Below are 16002 nucleotides of genomic sequence, written 5' to 3'. Positions count from 1 at the left end.
GAAAAGTAGTTGGGGTGCCGGCACCCCTAGTTGGCCGCCCGCAGGGCTACAGATACAGCCCCGAGTCCGCCGCCTCCCGTGGATCCGGCACCGACGTGGGCGACGTCCCGCGCCGCAGCGCGTAGAGCTCGGCCAGGGTCGCGCCCTCGCGGGAGACGCCCTCGGTGGTGCCGAGCCAGGACGCCGCTTCCGGGAGGGTCAGCGAACCCACCTCGATGCGGGCCAGGCACCGCCCCGGGCGGACGACCGCCGGGTGCAACCGCTCCAGGTCCTCGTTGGTCGTCACCCCCACCAGCACATTGCGGCCCTGCCCGAGCAAGCCGTCCGTCAGGTTCAGCAACCGCGACAACGCCTGCCCCGCGGTGTGCTTCGCCTCGCCCCGGATCAGCTCGTCGCAGTCCTCCAGGAGCAGCAGCCGCCAGCGGCCCTTCGCCGTGCCGTCGTCCTCGCCGATCGCGATGTCCATCAAGTAGCCGACGTCGCTGAACAGTCGCTCCGGGTCCAGGACGCAGTCCACCTGACACCAGTCGCGCCAGGACCGCGCGAGCGTCCGCAGCGCCGACGTCTTGCCGGTGCCGGGCGGGCCGTGCAGGAGCAGGAGGCGGCCCGAGATGTCCTCGGGGCCCGTCTTCATCAGGGAGTCCATGGCCTCGGCGACCGGCGCCGTGTAGTTCTCCCGCACCTCCTCCCACGTACCGGCGGAGATCTGCCGCGTGGTGCGGTGCGGGCCGCGCCTCGGCGAGACGTACCAGAACCCCATGGTCACGTTGTCCGGCTGCGGTTCCGGCTCGTCCTGCGCGCCGTCCGTCGCCTGCTTCAGGACCTGCTCCGCGAGATCGGCGCTCGTCGCCGTCACGGTGACATCCGCGCCACGGTTCCAGCGCGAGACGAGCACCGTCCAGCCGTCGCCCTCGGCGAGCGTCGCGCTGCGGTCGTCGTCGCGGGCGGCCCGCAGGACGGACGCGCCCGGCGGAAGCAGCGTGGAACCCGACTTGACGCGGTCGATGTTGGCGCTGTGGGAGAACGGCTGCTCGCCGGTGGCGAAGCGGCCGAGGAACAGGGCGTCCACGACATCCGACGGGGAGTCGCTGTCGTCGACGTTGAGCCGGATCGGCAGGGCGTCCTGGGGGTTCGCAGACATGCCGCCATGATCCGGCACGTATGCGCCCTTGTGCATCCTGGTTTACGCACTCCGTTCTTGTGACGTCATGTGGCGTGCCCGTTACAGAGCTGTGGTACGGAACCTGTCCTACCGCCAACTCGCCCCGTTACTCTTGCCCCTGATGGGACGTCATGGGTGGAATTCGGGGGCACTGCGGTGGCGGCTCACCGCACTGCTCGGCGTTGGTGTGGCCGCACTGGCCCTGGTCCTGGCCGTCATCACCACGCTCCCCGATGACGGCGCGGGCACCAAGGGCACCACGCGTGACGGGGACAAGGTGCACGGCACCCCCGCCGTCCCGCCCGGCCAGGCGAAGCCGGACGTGGGCTGGGGCTTCACCCACACGCAGTACAGCGCGGACGAGGGCGAGGCGGACTCCGTGGAGCGCGCCGAGTCGCTGCTCGCCGAAAAGCCGCGCCCGCTGCCGCAGATCCAGCACATCATGGGCTGGGGCGCGGGCAACCCCGAGCCGGTCAAGGGGCGTTACGACTTCAGCGAGATGGACCGGCGGATGGACTTCATCCGCGCCACCGACGGCACGCCGGTCGTCACCCTCTGCTGCTCCCCGGACTGGATGAAGGGCGGCAAGTCCGGGGCGGGCAAGACCGATTGGAGCCAGGCCGCCCTGGAGACCGCCCCGGACCGCGCCCACTACAAGGACTTCGCCAAGCTCGCCGCGACCGTCGCCAAGCGCTATCCGGACGTACGCCACTTCATCGTCTGGAACGAGTTCAAGGGCTTCTGGAGCAACGAGAAGGGCCGCTGGGACTACGAGGGCTACACCGAGCTCTACAACCTGGTCTACAAGGAACTCAAGAAGGTCGACAAGGACATCATGGTCGGCGGTCCCTACCTGGTCATGGACAGCGTCGACCCGCGCCAGACCGAGGACGCCTCGACGAAGGTCAAGGGCGCCTGGGGCCGCATGGACCAGCGGGTCCTCGACGCCTTCGACTACTGGAACAAGAACAAGACGGGCGCGGACTTCGTCGTCGTCGACGGCTCCAGCTACACCACCGACGACGAGATGCTGCCCGACGAGTTCAAGGCCACGCAGAAGCTGACCGCGGTCGGCGCGTGGGTGCGCGAGCGCACCGGCGACCTGCCGCTGTGGTGGGCCGAGTACTACGTGGAGCCGGGCGACAGCGACGACGACCGCGACGACTGGTCCGAGGCGCACCGCGTCGCCGTCCAGGCCACCGGCCTGACGGCGATGGCGCGCGGCGGCGCGAGCAGCGGCTTCTACTGGAACCCGCAGAACAAGGGCGCCAGTTGCGCGGGCTGCCTGTGGCGTTCGACGCGGCTCGGCGACGGCGGCACGGAGCTGCCGATGCTGAAGATGCTCGCCCGGTTCAGCGCCGAGTTCGAGCCGGGCACACGGTACGAGAAGGTCTCCGTCGCCGCCGACGACGTACCGAACGTATCCGTGCTCGCCGACGACAAGACGGTGCTCGTCGTGAACACCCTGGACCGGACGATCAGCGCGAAGGTCGACGGGAAGCGCTTCGAGATGAAGGGGTACGAGGTGAAGTGGCTGAAGCGGTAGTCCGCTTCAGCCACCGGGCGACCGCCGCACCTCACGCCATCGTCAGGAACCGCTGGATCAGCGAGGCGAGCAGCACCGCGAGCAGCGGCAGCGAGAACCAGAAGCTGCTCTGCAGCCAGCGCAGTTGCCGCACGCTCGGCGCCACCGCCACCCGCACGACCTCACGGGTGGCGAGCAGCAGGATCAGCGCCACGGCCGCAAGCGCACCTATCACCGACCAGGGCGTCCACGTCACCTTCGGCCCGATCGGACCGGGTGCGGCCTTCTCGGCCTTCCCCTCCGGCTGCTTGCGCAGCGTGTAGAGCGTCGCGTCGTCGTTGGTGAGGACCTTCTTCAACTCCTGGCGGCTGTCGAGGTTCTTGATCAGCCGGGTGTCCCAGGTCGTCGAATAGCCGACGTCCATCTGGAGATAGACCGTCTGACTCTTGTTGATCATCAGATACGAGTTGGGGCCCGCGTCCTTGAGCGCCTTGACGAGGCTGGAGACCAGGACCGGATCGGCCGGCGCCAGGGTCGGCACGTACTGGACCTTCTCCATGTCACGGGTGCCCCAGGGCAGCGCGGGCGTCACATTGTCGATCGTGTCGTTGCTCATCCACAGCAGCCGGACGGTCGGGTCGTCGTGCTCGTACACATAGTCCATCGCGGCGACCTCGCCGGCGCGGGTCCGCTCGAACGGCTCGTTGCCCCAGCGCGCCACGAGGAATCCGCCCATCAGGACGAGACCCGCCATCAGCGCGGCGAGCGGCGCCAGGCTCACCCGGTCGCGGTCGCGCTCCTTCGCGGTGATGCCCGCGCGCGGGAACAGCGCGAGTCCGGCGAGGAGCGCGGCGCCCGGCAGCGCGAACATGAAGACGCGCAGGGCCATTTCACCGCCGTACGACTGCATGCCGAAGCCCAGGAACGGCACAAAGGTCAGGACGAGCAGCGAGCGCTCCGTGTACTTGTGGTCGCGCCGCCGCCACCAGCCCCAGCAGGCGAACGCCATGACGCTGCCCGCGAGCGCCACCCGTGCGTACAGGACGAGTTGATGGGTCGAACTGCCGCCCTCGATCCGCCCGGACACCGACGAGGACACATTGCCGCCGACGCCGCCGACCCCGCCGAACAGCTCGTCGAAGTGCCCCGACCAGTACGGCTCGGCGAGGAAGCCCACCCAGACCAGGACCAGGACCGTGAAGAGGATCGGCAGGCCGCGCAGCTCCGAGCGGCCCACCAGGACGAGCGCGGCGAGCACGCCGAGCATCACGAACGGCGTGAGCTGGTGCGCGGGCACCGTCGCCGCGAACAGCGCGATCAGGACCAGGAGCAGCACCGCGCGCTGCCGCCGGTCGGCGGGCTCGACCTCGAGCTCTCCGGGCCGCCGCTTGGCCCACAGCGCACGCGGCGCGCGGAACCAGACGAGGAGCACCGCCACGAACACCAGATAGAGCAGATACGTGAAGCCCTGCGGGGAGAAGTAGTCCTGACCGACCCAGCCGCTCAGCGCGAAGATCCACAGTCCCGCCCAGCGGGCCCGCCAGGCGGCCCGCATGGAGCGGGTGAGCAGCAACATCGGTGCCAGATAGAGCAGTTGCATGGCCAGCGGCCACCAGCGGATCACCTCGGTCATGTCCGAGACGCCGCAGGCCTTCGCCACGAACGTGGCCGCCGCGAAGAAACCGGGCCAGCTCCAGCGTGCGTCCAGGTCCGGCACCGCGGTCCCGGTCCTGTCGATGTACTCCATGAAGCCCAGGTGCTGCCAGGCCGTCGCGAACCTCGGCTCGTCCTCCAGGACGGCGGGCAGCGCGTGCAGGCACACGACCGTGGCGACCAGGGTCACCAGGAGCAGCACCCGGTGCGGGCGGTCCATCCAGAGCAGCGAGGCGAAGACCACGATGAGCAGCGCGGCCCCGAGCAGCGTCGGCGCGGGCAGGATCGAGATGAGCCCGAGCCCGCCCATGTCGTCGAGGCCCGCCTCGCCGATGCCCGAGAGGGGCAGCCAGTAGAGACCGAGCGCGAGGGTCAGGAGCAGCGTCATCACGGCGACGCGCAGGCGCGGGAACGGCTCGGGCTCGTCGAGGATTTCGGGCGCGTCGTCGGGTTCGGGGGCGTAGCCGGGTTCAGGTGCGTAGGCGGGCTCGGGCGGCGCTTCCGGCACGTCCGGGACGCGTACGCCGGTGCCCCGCTCCTCGGCCTCCGGAGTGCGGGGGGAGGCCGAGGAGGGGACCGGGGGAGCCATGGTGGACTCGGGGGGTGCCGTCGGCGGCTCCGGAGACTTCGGCTCCGACTTGGGCTCCGGCGTCTTCAGGGGTGATCTCAGTGCCCAGGTCGGCCGGTGATCCATGTCGTCCCCCTTGTCGGCCCCGGCCGTCGGGCCCTTCGCCGCCGGTGTTCCGGAGGCGGGCGTACCGGGCCCCGGCCGCATGTCGGGCCTGCGCTCCGGATGTTCGAGGTCGAGCTGCACGGCGAGGTGCAGCGTGTCCGAGTCGAGCGTCTCGCGCAGCGCCCAGGCGGGCCCGCGCCGCTCCTTGCGCCGCCCCGCGTCCTCGACCGCCGGCGGGGGCGGCGCCTCGGGCGTCCCCAGGTCGGCCAGGTCGCCGTCCGGTGCCCCGCTCTCCGACGGCGCGTCCGCGGGGGCCGCCCGCACCACGCGGTACAGCTTCGGCCCGGCGATCGCCACGATCACCGCGAGGCTGGAGATCTCCGCGACGCCCGCGCCCGTGAGCCCCATCCGCGGCAGCAGAAGCAGCGTCAGACCGAGCACGAGGACGCACAGCAGGCCCTGCATCCAGGCGATCCCCGACGTGCGGCTCTGCGCGCGCTGCACCGCGAAGTACGTCTCCATGACGACCCGCAGCGCCGCACCCACCGCGAACCAGCGAAGCAGCGGCGTCGCCGCGTCCGCGTACCCCTGGCCGAAGACCCGCAGGATGAACGGCGCGCCGATGAAGAGCAGACCGCACACCGGCAGCATGATCCGCGCCATCCGGCGCAGCGCGGCCCGGGTGTTCGCGGCGAGCCGCGCCGGGTCGTGCGCGCCCTCGACGGTCAGCGACGCGCCCATGTTGATGGCGAGCAGGTTGACCGTGCCGCCGATGGTGGTGGTGATGTAGAAGTACGCGTTGTCGACCGAGCTGACCTGCGAGGCGACGATGACCGGTACGAGATAGACCACGGCGAGCGAGAACAGCGAGCCGGTGTAGTCGCCGGCCAGGAAGCGGCCCAGCTCGCGCAGGGTCGGCGGCCGCGCGGTGTCCTCGGTCGCCTTCACGTGCCGTGGCACGAGCCGCCGGAACACCAGCCAGCCGAGCGGGATCACCGACACGGCGATCGCGGCGACCCACGACACGAAGACGCCCGCCGTCGGGATCGCGACGGCCATCGCGATGAGCAGACCCAGCTTGACGACCGAGAAGACGGTGTTGCCGACCGGCACCCACAGCGCGCTGCGCAGCCCCGTGAGCACCCCGTCCTGGAGGGTGAGCAGCGACCAGGCGACGACCGCGGCGATGAAGCCGAGGCCGTTGAGCGGCCCGTGCAGGAACCTGTACGAGGGTCCCCACAGGTCCAGCGTGAACAGGAAGATCAGCGCGGCGCACGCGACGACCAGTGAACTTCCCGCGTACGTACGGAAGATGAGCCTGCCGGTGGCGCGCCCCGCGATGGGGATGAAGCGGGCAAGCGCCCCCGTCAGGGTGACGGCGGTGAGCCCCGCGAGGAGTTTCATCGCGGCGATCGCCGCCGAGCCCTGGCCGACCGCCGACTCGGAGTAGTACCGAGCGGCGGCCAGCCAGAAGCCGACGCCGAGCACGCCGGAGATGCCGGTGTTCAGCATCAGTGCGTAGGCGTTGCGGAACAGCGGACTCCCGCCGCCGGAGCCGCCCCTGCCGGGCAGGCGCATTCTGCGCGGCCTGCCCGACTTGCCGGACGGCGGCTGCTGTTCGGTACCGGGAGTCCCAGAGACGTCTGCCTGGGCGGTCGTCGTGTCAGACACGGGTACGGGTTGCCTTCCGGCGGGCTTGTCGGGCTCTGCGGACCACGGCGTACCCCTGGGTGAGGGCGCGGTCCCTGGCGAAGTTGCGGGCGATCGCGCGGCCGTCGACGAGCCGCTCGAACTCCTCGATGCCGGTCGACCGGCGCACGGTCACCCGCTGCAGCGCGTACGGCCCCTGGCCGCGCCGTGCGAGGCCGTTGCCGACCGCGAGCGACTGGGCGAATCCGGCACCGCGCACCGTGCGGCGCACCCGGCGGCTCGAGTAGCCGTACGGGTAGGCGAAGGAGCGCGGCGCCGTGCCGAGTTCGTCGGCGATGATCTCCTTGCAGCGCCGCAGCTCGAACCAGAGGTCGTCGTCGTCCAACTGGTCGAGCTGCGGGTGCGTGTGGCTGTGCCCGCCGATCTCCGTTCCCGCCGCGGCCAGTTCGCGCACCTGGTCCCAGTCGAGCATCCGGTCGAGGCCGCCCCCGGTGTCGTGCGCCCCGCGCAGCCAGCCCGTGGAGACGAACAGCGTCGAGGAGAAGCCGTGCTTGGCGAGCGCGGGCAGCGCGTGCCGGTGCACACCTTCGTAGCCGTCGTCGAAGGTGATCAGGACGGGCCTGGCGGGCAGCGCACGGCCGGGGGTACGCCAGATCGCGGCGAGCCCGGCCGTGGAGAGCGGGGTGAACCCGCGCTCGCCGAGCAGCTCGAGCTGCTCGGCGAACGCGCCGGGCGACACGGACAACTCCCGTGTCGCCTCGGTCGGTTCATGGGCGATCGAGTGGTACATGAGGATCGGCACCGTACTCATGCAGCAGCCCCCTCACCGTCCGCATCCCGCTCGATCTCGACGACCGAGAAGGTGGCGCCTGCCCTGCGCGCGCGAACGCTCCCGATGACGTACCCCCCGGCCGCCGTGAGCACTCCCGCCACGATGGCGCCCGCACGGCCCGCGCCGCCGGGGCGGGCGAGCAGCGCGTCGCGCAGACCGCGGCCCACGCCGGCGGGCAGCACGCGGGTGGTGTACCTGCGCTCGGACTCAAGTCCCTTGTCGGCGCCGACACTTCGGGACACCAGAGCCTTGGAGAGGCCTTCCGCGTACGTCCGCGTACGGAAGTAGTGGAAGCGCTCCCGTACGGCGGGGACGCGGTGGTGGATCACCGCGCGGTCGTCGATCAGGAGCACCGCGTCGGGTCTGGCCCGTGCGAGGCGGATGCACAGCTCCGTCTCCTCGCAGCCGAGGGGGCGTTTGTCGCCGTCGCGCCCGATGCCCGTCGCGAAGCCGCCCGCCGCCTCGAACGCGGTGCGCCGGAACGAGGCGTTCCCGCCGAGCACGTTGCGCACCCGCACGCGCCCCTCGGGCAGTCCCTTGTACGTACAGCCGACGACCCAGTCGAACTCCTCGGGGAACCAGGCGGGCCTGCGCCGTGACTCCCAGACGGGCATGGTGCGCCCGCCCACCGCGAGGACCTTCGGGTCCGCGTACCCCTCGACGAAGTGGCGCAGCCAGTCGCGCTCCGCGACCGCGTCGTCGTCGAGGAAGGCGATGATCTCGCCGCTGGAGGCGGCGATGCCGGTGTTGCGGCCCGCGGAGAGGCCGCGGGGGCCCGCGTTGGCGAGCACCCGCACCCCTTCGGTCTCCTTGTACTCCTTGCCGAGACGGTCGAGGAGCGAGGCGTTGTGATCCACCACGACCAGCGTCTCCAGGGCCGTCAGGGACTGCGCCCGCACCGAGGCGACCGCCGCGAGGATGTCCTCCCAGCGGTCTTCGGTGTAGACGCAGATGACGACGGAGACGGTGCTCAAGACACCTCTCCCTGGCGGGTGCGGAAGGGGACACCGCGGGTGCGGCGGCGCTGGGTCGTCCGGCGGTTCGAGCGCTCCGTGCAGATCACCTTCAGGACCCGCAGGCCGTCGCGCACGGCGCTGAGATTGCTCACGCCGTGGATGCGCAGATACTCGTGGCTGGGGATCTCCTGCACCTTGAGCCCGGCCTTGACCACCCTGATGTTCATCAGGGTCTCCACCTCGAAGCCCGTGCAGTCGAGGTCGATCTTGTCGAGGCAGTGCCGCCAGAAGGCGTTGTAGCCGTAGCACAGGTCGGTGTAGCGGGCGCCGAACTTGGCGTTCACGACGGAGCACAGGACGTGGTTGCCGAGCTTGCGGATCAGCGTCATGTCGTCCGTGCCGCCGCCGTTGGCGAACCGGGAGCCCTTGGCGAAGTCGGCGCCCGAGACCAGGGCGGAGACATAGCTGACGATCTCGTGCCCGTCGGCCGAGCCGTCCGCGTCGACCATCACGATGATGTCGCCGGTGCACGCCTCGAATCCGGTGATCAGGGCATCGCCCTTGCCCTTGCCGAGCTGTCGGACGACCTTGACGTCCGGCCACAGTTCCCGCGCGACGGACACCGTGTCATCGGTGGAATTTCCGTCCACCAGGACGACTTCGTGGACCCAGCCGGGCAGCGTCTTGAAGACGTAGGGAAGATTCTCCGCTTCGTTCATCGCGGGAATCACGACGCTCACCGGCGGTGTGATCGCCAAGTGCGTGGATATCGGCCGGTAGTTACCGGACGGCGTCGGCTTGATTAGCGGATCTTGCCCCGGCTCTGCGGCCGGGCGCACAAAAGAACTCATTGAGTCTGATCCCTCTCGTCCGGTGGACCGCCCGCCCCCGGGCGGTCCGGCTATGTATCCGGTTCGAAAGGGGGGTTCTCACTTGCGCATGACGAAATGGATCTCCGGGCATGCCGAGTGAGCTGGCATCGCGCGGGTCGTGACACGGCAGCCTTGCGGTCGCCGGGCACGGCACCCCCCTACCGCGCCCCGCACCGGGGCCACCGCGATCTTGAGCCCTCCCCTAGATCGCATTGCGTGATGGACCGATGCGGGTGGATGTACGACGGTATTGATGATTGAGACCGTATGGCAAGACCTGGAACGTGGCCTCACGTTTTTGATGATTTGAGCGGTCTTGGCGGGCACATTCGGAGTGCCCTGCTCCATCCCCCTTACTTATTCTTTCTGCCGTGAACGGATCTTTCCCATCCGTTTCAGGAGTCTGTCGGCCGGTTCGAAGAATTCCGGCCGGGACAGCACGGTGTTGCGCAGCGCACGGACCGGGGCGCGCCGCGCCCGGTGTCCGATCGCCGCCGGATGGCGCAGCGCCACCCACCCCTCGGACACGGTGAGTTCGCGTGTCTTGAGGGAGTCCTTGTATTCCTTCTGGCCCCGTCCGAGATCGAGATACGCGATGCCGTCGGCGGCGGCCGCCTCGGCCATCCGCAGATGCAGCACGAGGCCGGGCGAGTACTTCGCGAACGCGGGGTCGTAGGCCGGGAACCAGCAGGCCAGGATCCGCTCGGAACGCAGCCCGAAGTGCGCGGCGATCGGCCGGTCGCCGGCGTAGAGGACCGAGAGCAGCCCGGCGAACTGGTCGGACCTGGCGTGGAAGAGCTGCCGCACGAGCTGGCTGATCCAGGCGTGCGCGAAGCGGTCGCTGCGCCCCGTCCTGCGGTACTGGGCCGACTTCCAGCCCATCAGGGTGGCGAGCACCTTGGGGTCCCGCTCGTCGTGCACATAGCGCACGGAGCCGTGGTCGCGCCCGAGCTTGCGCTCCTTGGCGAGCGTCGTACGGGTGAACTTGGGTGACTGCGCCCGGAGTTGGCCGAGGTACACCTCGTACCCCTGGTCCAGATCCATGACCGGCGACGGGAAGGAGCCGGAGGCGCCCGCCTCGAACGGCTCCTGGCCGTCGGCCAGATGGTCGAACTCCCACAGCGCGAGCCCGCAGGCCCGCAGCAGCTCTCGCGCGTCCCAGGTGAATCCGGGCCGGTGCACCAGGCCCTGGCAGTCGGAGACGCCGAGGCCGATGGCCCGGCCGACGCCGGTGATGGATCTCTCGAACGGGAAGAACGCCGCGGGTTCACCGGCTTCGCGGACGACCGCGATCCGCACCCCGCGCCGCCAGTGGCCCACCGCGAGGGTGAACTCCGGGGAGAGGAACGGATTGGCCAGCTCGGGCGAGCCGTTGAGGTGGGCCTTGGACTGCAGCGCCGTCCAGGCCACCCGGTCGGCGGCGGTGAGTTCTCCGGGGCGGTGCACGGTGATGTCCACGTCAGGAGGTCCGCCTTCTCGGGGCACGGCCGCGCAGTCGCCGTACCAGTACCAGCAGGAAGATGAGCGAGCCGATCACGGTGACGGCCGCGACTCCGCCGCGCACCGACCACATGTGCAGGGCCAGCATCGCCTGCGCCACCAACAGGTTGACCGCCACGGCTCCGGAAACGGAAGCCACGATCCGGCCCCATGGGTCAAGTCCCCGCAGGGCGGCGCCGATTGCCGCCCCCGGCGCCGCGAGCAGGAAGAAGAGCGTGAAGGGTCCGCGCAGCGGTGAGTCGATGTCCGTGAGCGCCAGCATCGCGCCGACGGCACCGACCGCCACGGCCGCGCCCCCGAGCAGCGCAAGCAGGTCTCCGTGACGGCTCGGGCGCTGCCGGGCGCCCGGCCCGGTGTCTGATGAAGGTGCCTTGATCCTGATGGTCTGCATTGGCGACTTTGCCCCCCGAAGCGCCGGATGCCGGGCTTCAATGTCGCGCAGTCCGTGGCGGCACGTCAAGATGCGGAGGGAGTGTGGAGATGTCCGATGTCGCGGCTTGGATCTAGCCGAACTCCCTTGTTGCTCAAGGGAATTGCGAGCGACTTATTGACATGAACACTACCGACGGGGGGTGGGCCGTGCTACCACAGTCGTGGCAGAAATCCTGCTAAGGGAGGTTCCATGAGATTGTCCCGAATCACGGCAAACATGTCCTCGCTCCTCCTCGCCGTCGCCTTCGCCCTCACCGGGGCCACAGCGGCTCAAGCGGACCAGCAGACCGACCAACAGGCCGCGGCCACCGGCTATGTGGCACTCGGCGACTCCTACTCCTCCGGTGTCGGAGCCGGCGGATACGACAGCGGAAGCGGCGACTGCAAGCGCACTCCGCGCGCGTACCCCGCGCTCTGGGCCGCCGCCAACTCACCCTCCAGCTTCTCCTTCACGGCTTGTTCCGGTGCCCGTACGGGTGACGTCGTGGCCAACCAGCTCGGCCCGCTCGGCTCCGGAACGGGCCTCGTCAGCGTCTCCGTCGGGGGCAACGACGCCGGGTTCGCCGACGTCATGACGACCTGTGTGCTCCAGTCCGAGAGCAGTTGCCTCGCGCGCATCGCCACGGCGCGTACGTACGTCCAGAACACGCTCCCCGGCAAGCTCGACCAGGTCTACTCGGCGATCAGCGGCAAGGCACCGGCGGCCCAGGTCGTCGTCATGGGCTACCCGCGCTTCTACAAGCTCGGCGGCAGCTGCGCCGTCGGTCTCTCCGAGACGGAGCGCGCCGCCATCAACGACGCCGCGAACCTCCTCAACTCCACGACCGCCAAGCGGGCCGCCGACCACGGCTTCACCTTCGGCGATGTGACCAGCACGTTCACCGGGCACGAGATCTGCTCCGGCGCCGCGTGGCTGCACAGCGTGAACTGGACCAACATCGGCGAGTCCTACCACCCCACATCCGCCGGACAGAGCGGCGGCTACCTTCCCGTGTTCAGGGCGGCGGCCTCCTAACGGGCCGAGTTCGACGTTCAGTTGGGCACGTAGGTGGACGTGTAGGGGGAGGCTCCGTCCGTCGGGGTCTCCTCCTTCTCGCATGTCACCGCGTACGCAACGGAGTTGGAGGTCGCCGCCACCGGGCTGCGCACCTCCACGCTGATCTCGTTCTGATACGTCTGACCCGGCTCCCCGGCCACGGTCTCCGTGTGATGCACCTGCTTGCTCCTGCCCCCGCCGGACGCGAACGTGAGCGTCTTCCAGCCGGGATCGCTCGGCTCTCCGGACTTCGTGACCCAGCGGTAGTCGACGGAGACCGGAACCCGGCCCACCGCGAACGTCGCCGTGAAGGACGGGGCCTGACCGGCCGGCGTCGGGCACGCGCCGCTGTACTCCGTGCGCACCCCGGCGACGGTCACCTTGACGGACTGGGGCGGCGGCGTGGTCGTCCCGCCGTTCCCGCCGCCGTCCGTGGAGCCGCCGGTCGAGCCGTTGCCGGTCGAACCGCCGTCACTGCCGCTGCCGTTGGTGGAGCCGCCGTCGGAACTCCCTGTCGCACTGCTGCCACTGCTCTTGCCGCCGTCGGAGCCACTGCCTCCGCTGCCGCCGGTGTCGCCGCCCCCGTCGCTTCCCCCGGTCGATCCGCCGCTGCTTCCGCCACCTCCGTTGTCCCGGTTGACCAGGGCGTACGTGAGTCCGCCGAGGGCCAGCGCGAGAGCCGCCAGGCCGGCCGTGAGGACGATGACGGAGCGGCGCGAGCGGCTCGGCGTGGTCGTTGTGGACGTCGTGGTCCCGCCGCCGTAGGTGACCGGTGGCGGCTCCGGATGGGGCTGTGGCGGCGGCTGCGGCGCCTGTTGCCGCTCCTGCGAGGTGACCGTGGGCAGGTACGGAACGGCGGGGTCCGCGCGCGGGGCGCCGCCCGCCGCGACGAGCCGCAGATCGCGCTCGGCGTCGGCCGCGGAGATCCGCTCGGCGGGATCCTTCCGCAACAGCCCTTCGAGTACGGCGGCCAGCGCTCCCGCGTTGCGAGGCGGCGGCAGCGCCTCGTCCACCACCGCACGCAACGTGCTGAGCGGAGTGTCCTGCCGGAACGGCGAACTGCCCTCGACGGCCGCGTAGAGCAGCACACCCAGGGACCACAGATCGGACTCGGGACCCGGCCGCCGCCCCAACGCCCGCTCCGGAGCGAGGAATTCGGGCGACCCGATCACCTCGCCCGTCATGGTGAGGGCCGAACTCCCCTCCACCATGGCGATCCCGAAATCCGTCAGGACGACCCGCCCATCATTGCCGATCAGTACGTTGCCGGGCTTCACGTCACGGTGCAGGACCCCCGCCTCGTGCGCGGCGCGCAGTGCGGCGAGCACCTCCGCGCCGATGTGCGCGGCACGCTGCGGCGGCATCGGCCCTTCCGTGTCGAGGACATCGGACAGCGAGAGCCCGCGCACGATCTCCATGACGATCCACGGGCGCCCGTCCTGGCTCGCCACGTCGTAGACCGTCACCACATTGCGGTGCGGGATGCGGGCGGCGGCCCAGGCCTCGCGCTCCAGGCGGGCGTACAGCCGGTCGACCTCACTGGCCGGGAGCCCCGCAGGGGCGCGCACCTCCTTGACCGCGACCTCGCGTCCCAGGACCTCGTCGCGGGCGCGCCAGACCGTGCCCATGCCGCCCTCGCCCAAGGGGGCCAGGAGGCGGTAGCGCCCCGCGATCACACGCTCGTCGTCGCTCACGGGCGTCCCCCATCGGCAGCCGTGCGATTCTCCACAAAACTACCTCAACCGAGTGCTGTTGCCGCCCCCTTGAACACCAATCCGCACCCGAGGGCGACCACGACACAGGCGGATCCGACCGGCAGGAGCCGGTGCGTGGCGCGGTGCAGCCACCGGGGTCCGCGAAGACGTTTTCCGGCGGCGGAACCGACCCGCACCACAAGGAACCCGGCGGCGGTGAGCGTCACCGCGAGCCCCGTCCCGTACGCGAGCACGAGCAGCAGCCCGAACCATGCCTCGCCGAGCGCCGAGGCGCCGACGAGGACGACGACGGCGGAGGGGCTGGGCACGAGGCCGCCGGCGAACCCGAGGAAGAGGGCGCCGCGTATCCGGGGCGGCGCCTCGTGGTGCTGATGACCGTGCCCGTGCTGATGGCTGTGTCCGTGGTGCCTGCGGCGGCGCCAGGCCCTGCGCAGCAGCAGGGCTCCCGCGCCGGTCACCAGGACACCGCTGGCGATGCCGAGCCAGGCGATGACGGAGGGCGCCGCCGCGGAGCCGCCCGCGACGAGCAGCCCGAGTGCGGCCACTCCGAGGGTGTGCGTGACGGTGACCGATGCGGCGAGCGGGAGGACGTCCCGCAGGGAGGCGTGGCCGCGGGCGGCGGCGCTCGCGGCCATCAGCGTCTTGCCGTGCCCCGGCGCGATGGCGTGCAGGGAGCCGAGCGACAGGGCGATGCCCAGGGCGAGTACGGCGAAGCCGAAGCTGAGGTCGTGCCGGGCGACGAGCCCGGTGAGGGCCTGCGTCCAGCGGTCCGCGCCACGGGGCAGCGGGGTCGTGGCGGGCGCCTCGGGGTCGGGCTGCGCGCCGAGGGCGGGGCCGCCGGGGGTGATCCGCAGCGCCGCGGATTCGTCGCGCGGCGGCGAGGAGAGGAGCCGCTGCGGGTAGCGGGTGAGCCGCCGCGACACCGACGTCTCCGGCACGTCGGCGTCCCTGACCGTCATACGGTCCCCCTGGGCGGTGATCTCCCGCCAGCCGGGGCCGGGTTGACCCGCCGCCTCGAACCGGAGGGTGAGCCCGGTGTCCCGGGGGAGCGGGGCACCGAGCTCACACCGCACGCGCAACGTGCGCAGCCCCGCCTGGCCGTCGCGCGCGGTGGCGCCGGCACGCGCCACGCGAAGGGGTACGGTTTCGCCGCCGGCCCGCAGACGACTGCCGCGGGCGGCTTTCCCGCACCGCTCCTCGGCCCAGGCGGCCATGCCCGTCTCCTTGATGCGGGGCATGGCCTGCGTGGCCGGAATCTCGGCGAGGTCCTCGACGTGGTCGATGGTGACGCGCCCCGGGGCTACGACGATCCCGTCGTACCGATTGACGGTGAAGTTCCCCAGCGGGTGAGCCGCGGCCTGCCCTGCGGGCAGCAGAGCGAGGAGGGCGGCGCCGCCGATCACTCCGAGGCCCGCGAGCCGCCGCTTCACCGCGCACCCCGGGGAGCACAACACCGAGCGGATCCTCACGACGCCTCACCCCCGGCCAGCTCCTGAGCCGCCCGCGCCCCTGTAGGGGAGAAGCCGGGGTTGAGGTCCAGTGCCTCGGAAGCCCAGCGGCGGCCCGCCCCGCTCGATCCTGTTGCCGCCTCGATCGCGGCTCGGTGGTACATGAAGGACGCCTCCCGGAATCCGGTGCCTGTCGCGATGCGGGCGTAGGGAAGGGCCTCGCGGGAGCGGCCGTTGAGGTGCAGGGTCCAGGCCAGGGCGTCCGCCGTGTGGACCGTGTGGCGGCGGTCCCACTCCGCACGGGCCGCCCGCAGGGCGCGACGCCGGTCGCCGTGATCCGCCAGGGCCACCGCCGAGTCCAGGTCCGCGTTCACGCCGTTGGCCCGCGCCAGCGACACCCACGCGGAGATCAACGCGTACTGCTGCCGCGCCTTCGCCCGCTCGCCCCGCGCCTCGTACAGCTCGCCGAGGGCCACCAGCGGCCCCGGCAGCGGAGCCCGCGCGACCACCTCCTTCAGCCCCCGTATCGCCCCTGTCTCTTAAACATC

11 protein-coding genes and 1 pseudogene are annotated in these 16002 nt (G+C 71.0%); 2 read left to right on the top strand and 10 right to left on the bottom strand.

All coding sequences use genetic code 11. The features are described 5' to 3' along the window. Window positions 1–46: 46 nt before the first annotated feature. Window positions 47–1141 carry a DUF5925 domain-containing protein gene (locus tag E2651_RS30235; RefSeq protein WP_135334426.1) on the bottom strand — a complete coding sequence of 365 codons (1095 nt, stop codon included), beginning with the start codon at window positions 1139–1141 and terminating at the stop codon, window positions 47–49. Window positions 1142–1283: 142 nt separating this feature from the next. Between E2651_RS30235 and E2651_RS30230 the strand changes: the two genes are divergently transcribed. Continuing rightward, complete coding sequence (locus tag E2651_RS30230; RefSeq protein ID WP_135334425.1) at window positions 1284–2708, top strand: xylan 1,4-beta-xylosidase; 1425 nt, start codon at window positions 1284–1286, stop codon at window positions 2706–2708. A 31-nt stretch (window positions 2709–2739) separates the two neighbouring features. Here E2651_RS30230 and E2651_RS30225 read toward each other — a convergent pair whose 3' ends face one another. The 6 genes from E2651_RS30225 to E2651_RS30200 all read right to left on the bottom strand — a co-directional run bounded on the left by E2651_RS30225 (window position 2740) and on the right by E2651_RS30200 (window position 11214). Beyond that, the gene (locus E2651_RS30225) at window positions 2740–6591 is read right to left on the bottom strand and encodes a lipopolysaccharide biosynthesis protein (RefSeq protein ID WP_135334430.1); all 3852 of its coding nucleotides are present in this window, start codon (window positions 6589–6591) and stop codon (window positions 2740–2742) included. Between the two features lie 85 nt (window positions 6592–6676). Further along, window positions 6677–7474: a polysaccharide deacetylase family protein gene (locus E2651_RS30220; RefSeq protein WP_209446285.1), complete on the bottom strand. Its 798-nt coding sequence runs from the start codon at window positions 7472–7474 to the stop codon at window positions 6677–6679. Further along, window positions 7471–8469, bottom strand: coding sequence for a glycosyltransferase family 2 protein (locus tag E2651_RS30215; RefSeq protein ID WP_135334424.1), 999 nt, complete (start codon window positions 8467–8469; stop codon window positions 7471–7473). The genes E2651_RS30220 and E2651_RS30215 overlap by 4 nt, the downstream gene beginning before the upstream one ends. Continuing rightward, the gene (locus E2651_RS30210) at window positions 8466–9302 is read right to left on the bottom strand and encodes a glycosyltransferase family 2 protein (RefSeq protein ID WP_135334423.1); all 837 of its coding nucleotides are present in this window, start codon (window positions 9300–9302) and stop codon (window positions 8466–8468) included. The genes E2651_RS30215 and E2651_RS30210 overlap by 4 nt, the downstream gene beginning before the upstream one ends. A gap of 378 nt (window positions 9303–9680) precedes the next feature. Then, a complete protein-coding gene (locus E2651_RS30205) occupies window positions 9681–10781 on the bottom strand; it encodes a GNAT family N-acetyltransferase (RefSeq protein WP_135334422.1) in 1101 nt (366 codons plus the stop codon). 1 nt (window position 10782) lies between these two features. Beyond that, the gene (locus E2651_RS30200) at window positions 10783–11214 is read right to left on the bottom strand and encodes a hypothetical protein (RefSeq protein WP_135334421.1); all 432 of its coding nucleotides are present in this window, start codon (window positions 11212–11214) and stop codon (window positions 10783–10785) included. A gap of 231 nt (window positions 11215–11445) precedes the next feature. Between E2651_RS30200 and E2651_RS30195 the strand changes: the two genes are divergently transcribed. Further along, entirely contained in the window at window positions 11446–12270 is an 825-nt protein-coding gene (locus tag E2651_RS30195) for an SGNH/GDSL hydrolase family protein (RefSeq protein ID WP_209446284.1), read from the top strand. Window positions 12271–12287: 17 nt separating this feature from the next. On the opposite strand, the gene E2651_RS30190 is transcribed toward E2651_RS30195, so the two are convergent. The 3 genes and pseudogenes from E2651_RS30190 to E2651_RS30180 form a co-directional block, all read right to left on the bottom strand. Next, window positions 12288–13985 (bottom strand): serine/threonine-protein kinase, encoded by a 1698-nt coding sequence (locus E2651_RS30190; protein ID WP_135334420.1) that lies wholly within the window; start codon window positions 13983–13985, stop codon window positions 12288–12290. A 44-nt stretch (window positions 13986–14029) separates the two neighbouring features. Beyond that, window positions 14030–15409 carry a nickel transporter gene (locus E2651_RS30185; protein WP_135334427.1) on the bottom strand — a complete coding sequence of 460 codons (1380 nt, stop codon included), beginning with the start codon at window positions 15407–15409 and terminating at the stop codon, window positions 14030–14032. A gap of 62 nt (window positions 15410–15471) precedes the next feature. Next, window positions 15472–15984: pseudogene (locus E2651_RS30180) on the bottom strand (hypothetical protein); the annotation flags it as partial. Window positions 15985–16002 lie beyond the last annotated feature (18 nt).

Source organism: Streptomyces sp. MZ04 (assembly GCF_004684775.1).
GTDB lineage: Bacteria > Actinomycetota > Actinomycetes > Streptomycetales > Streptomycetaceae > Streptomyces.
This window is presented reverse-complemented; position numbering and strand designations above follow the sequence as displayed.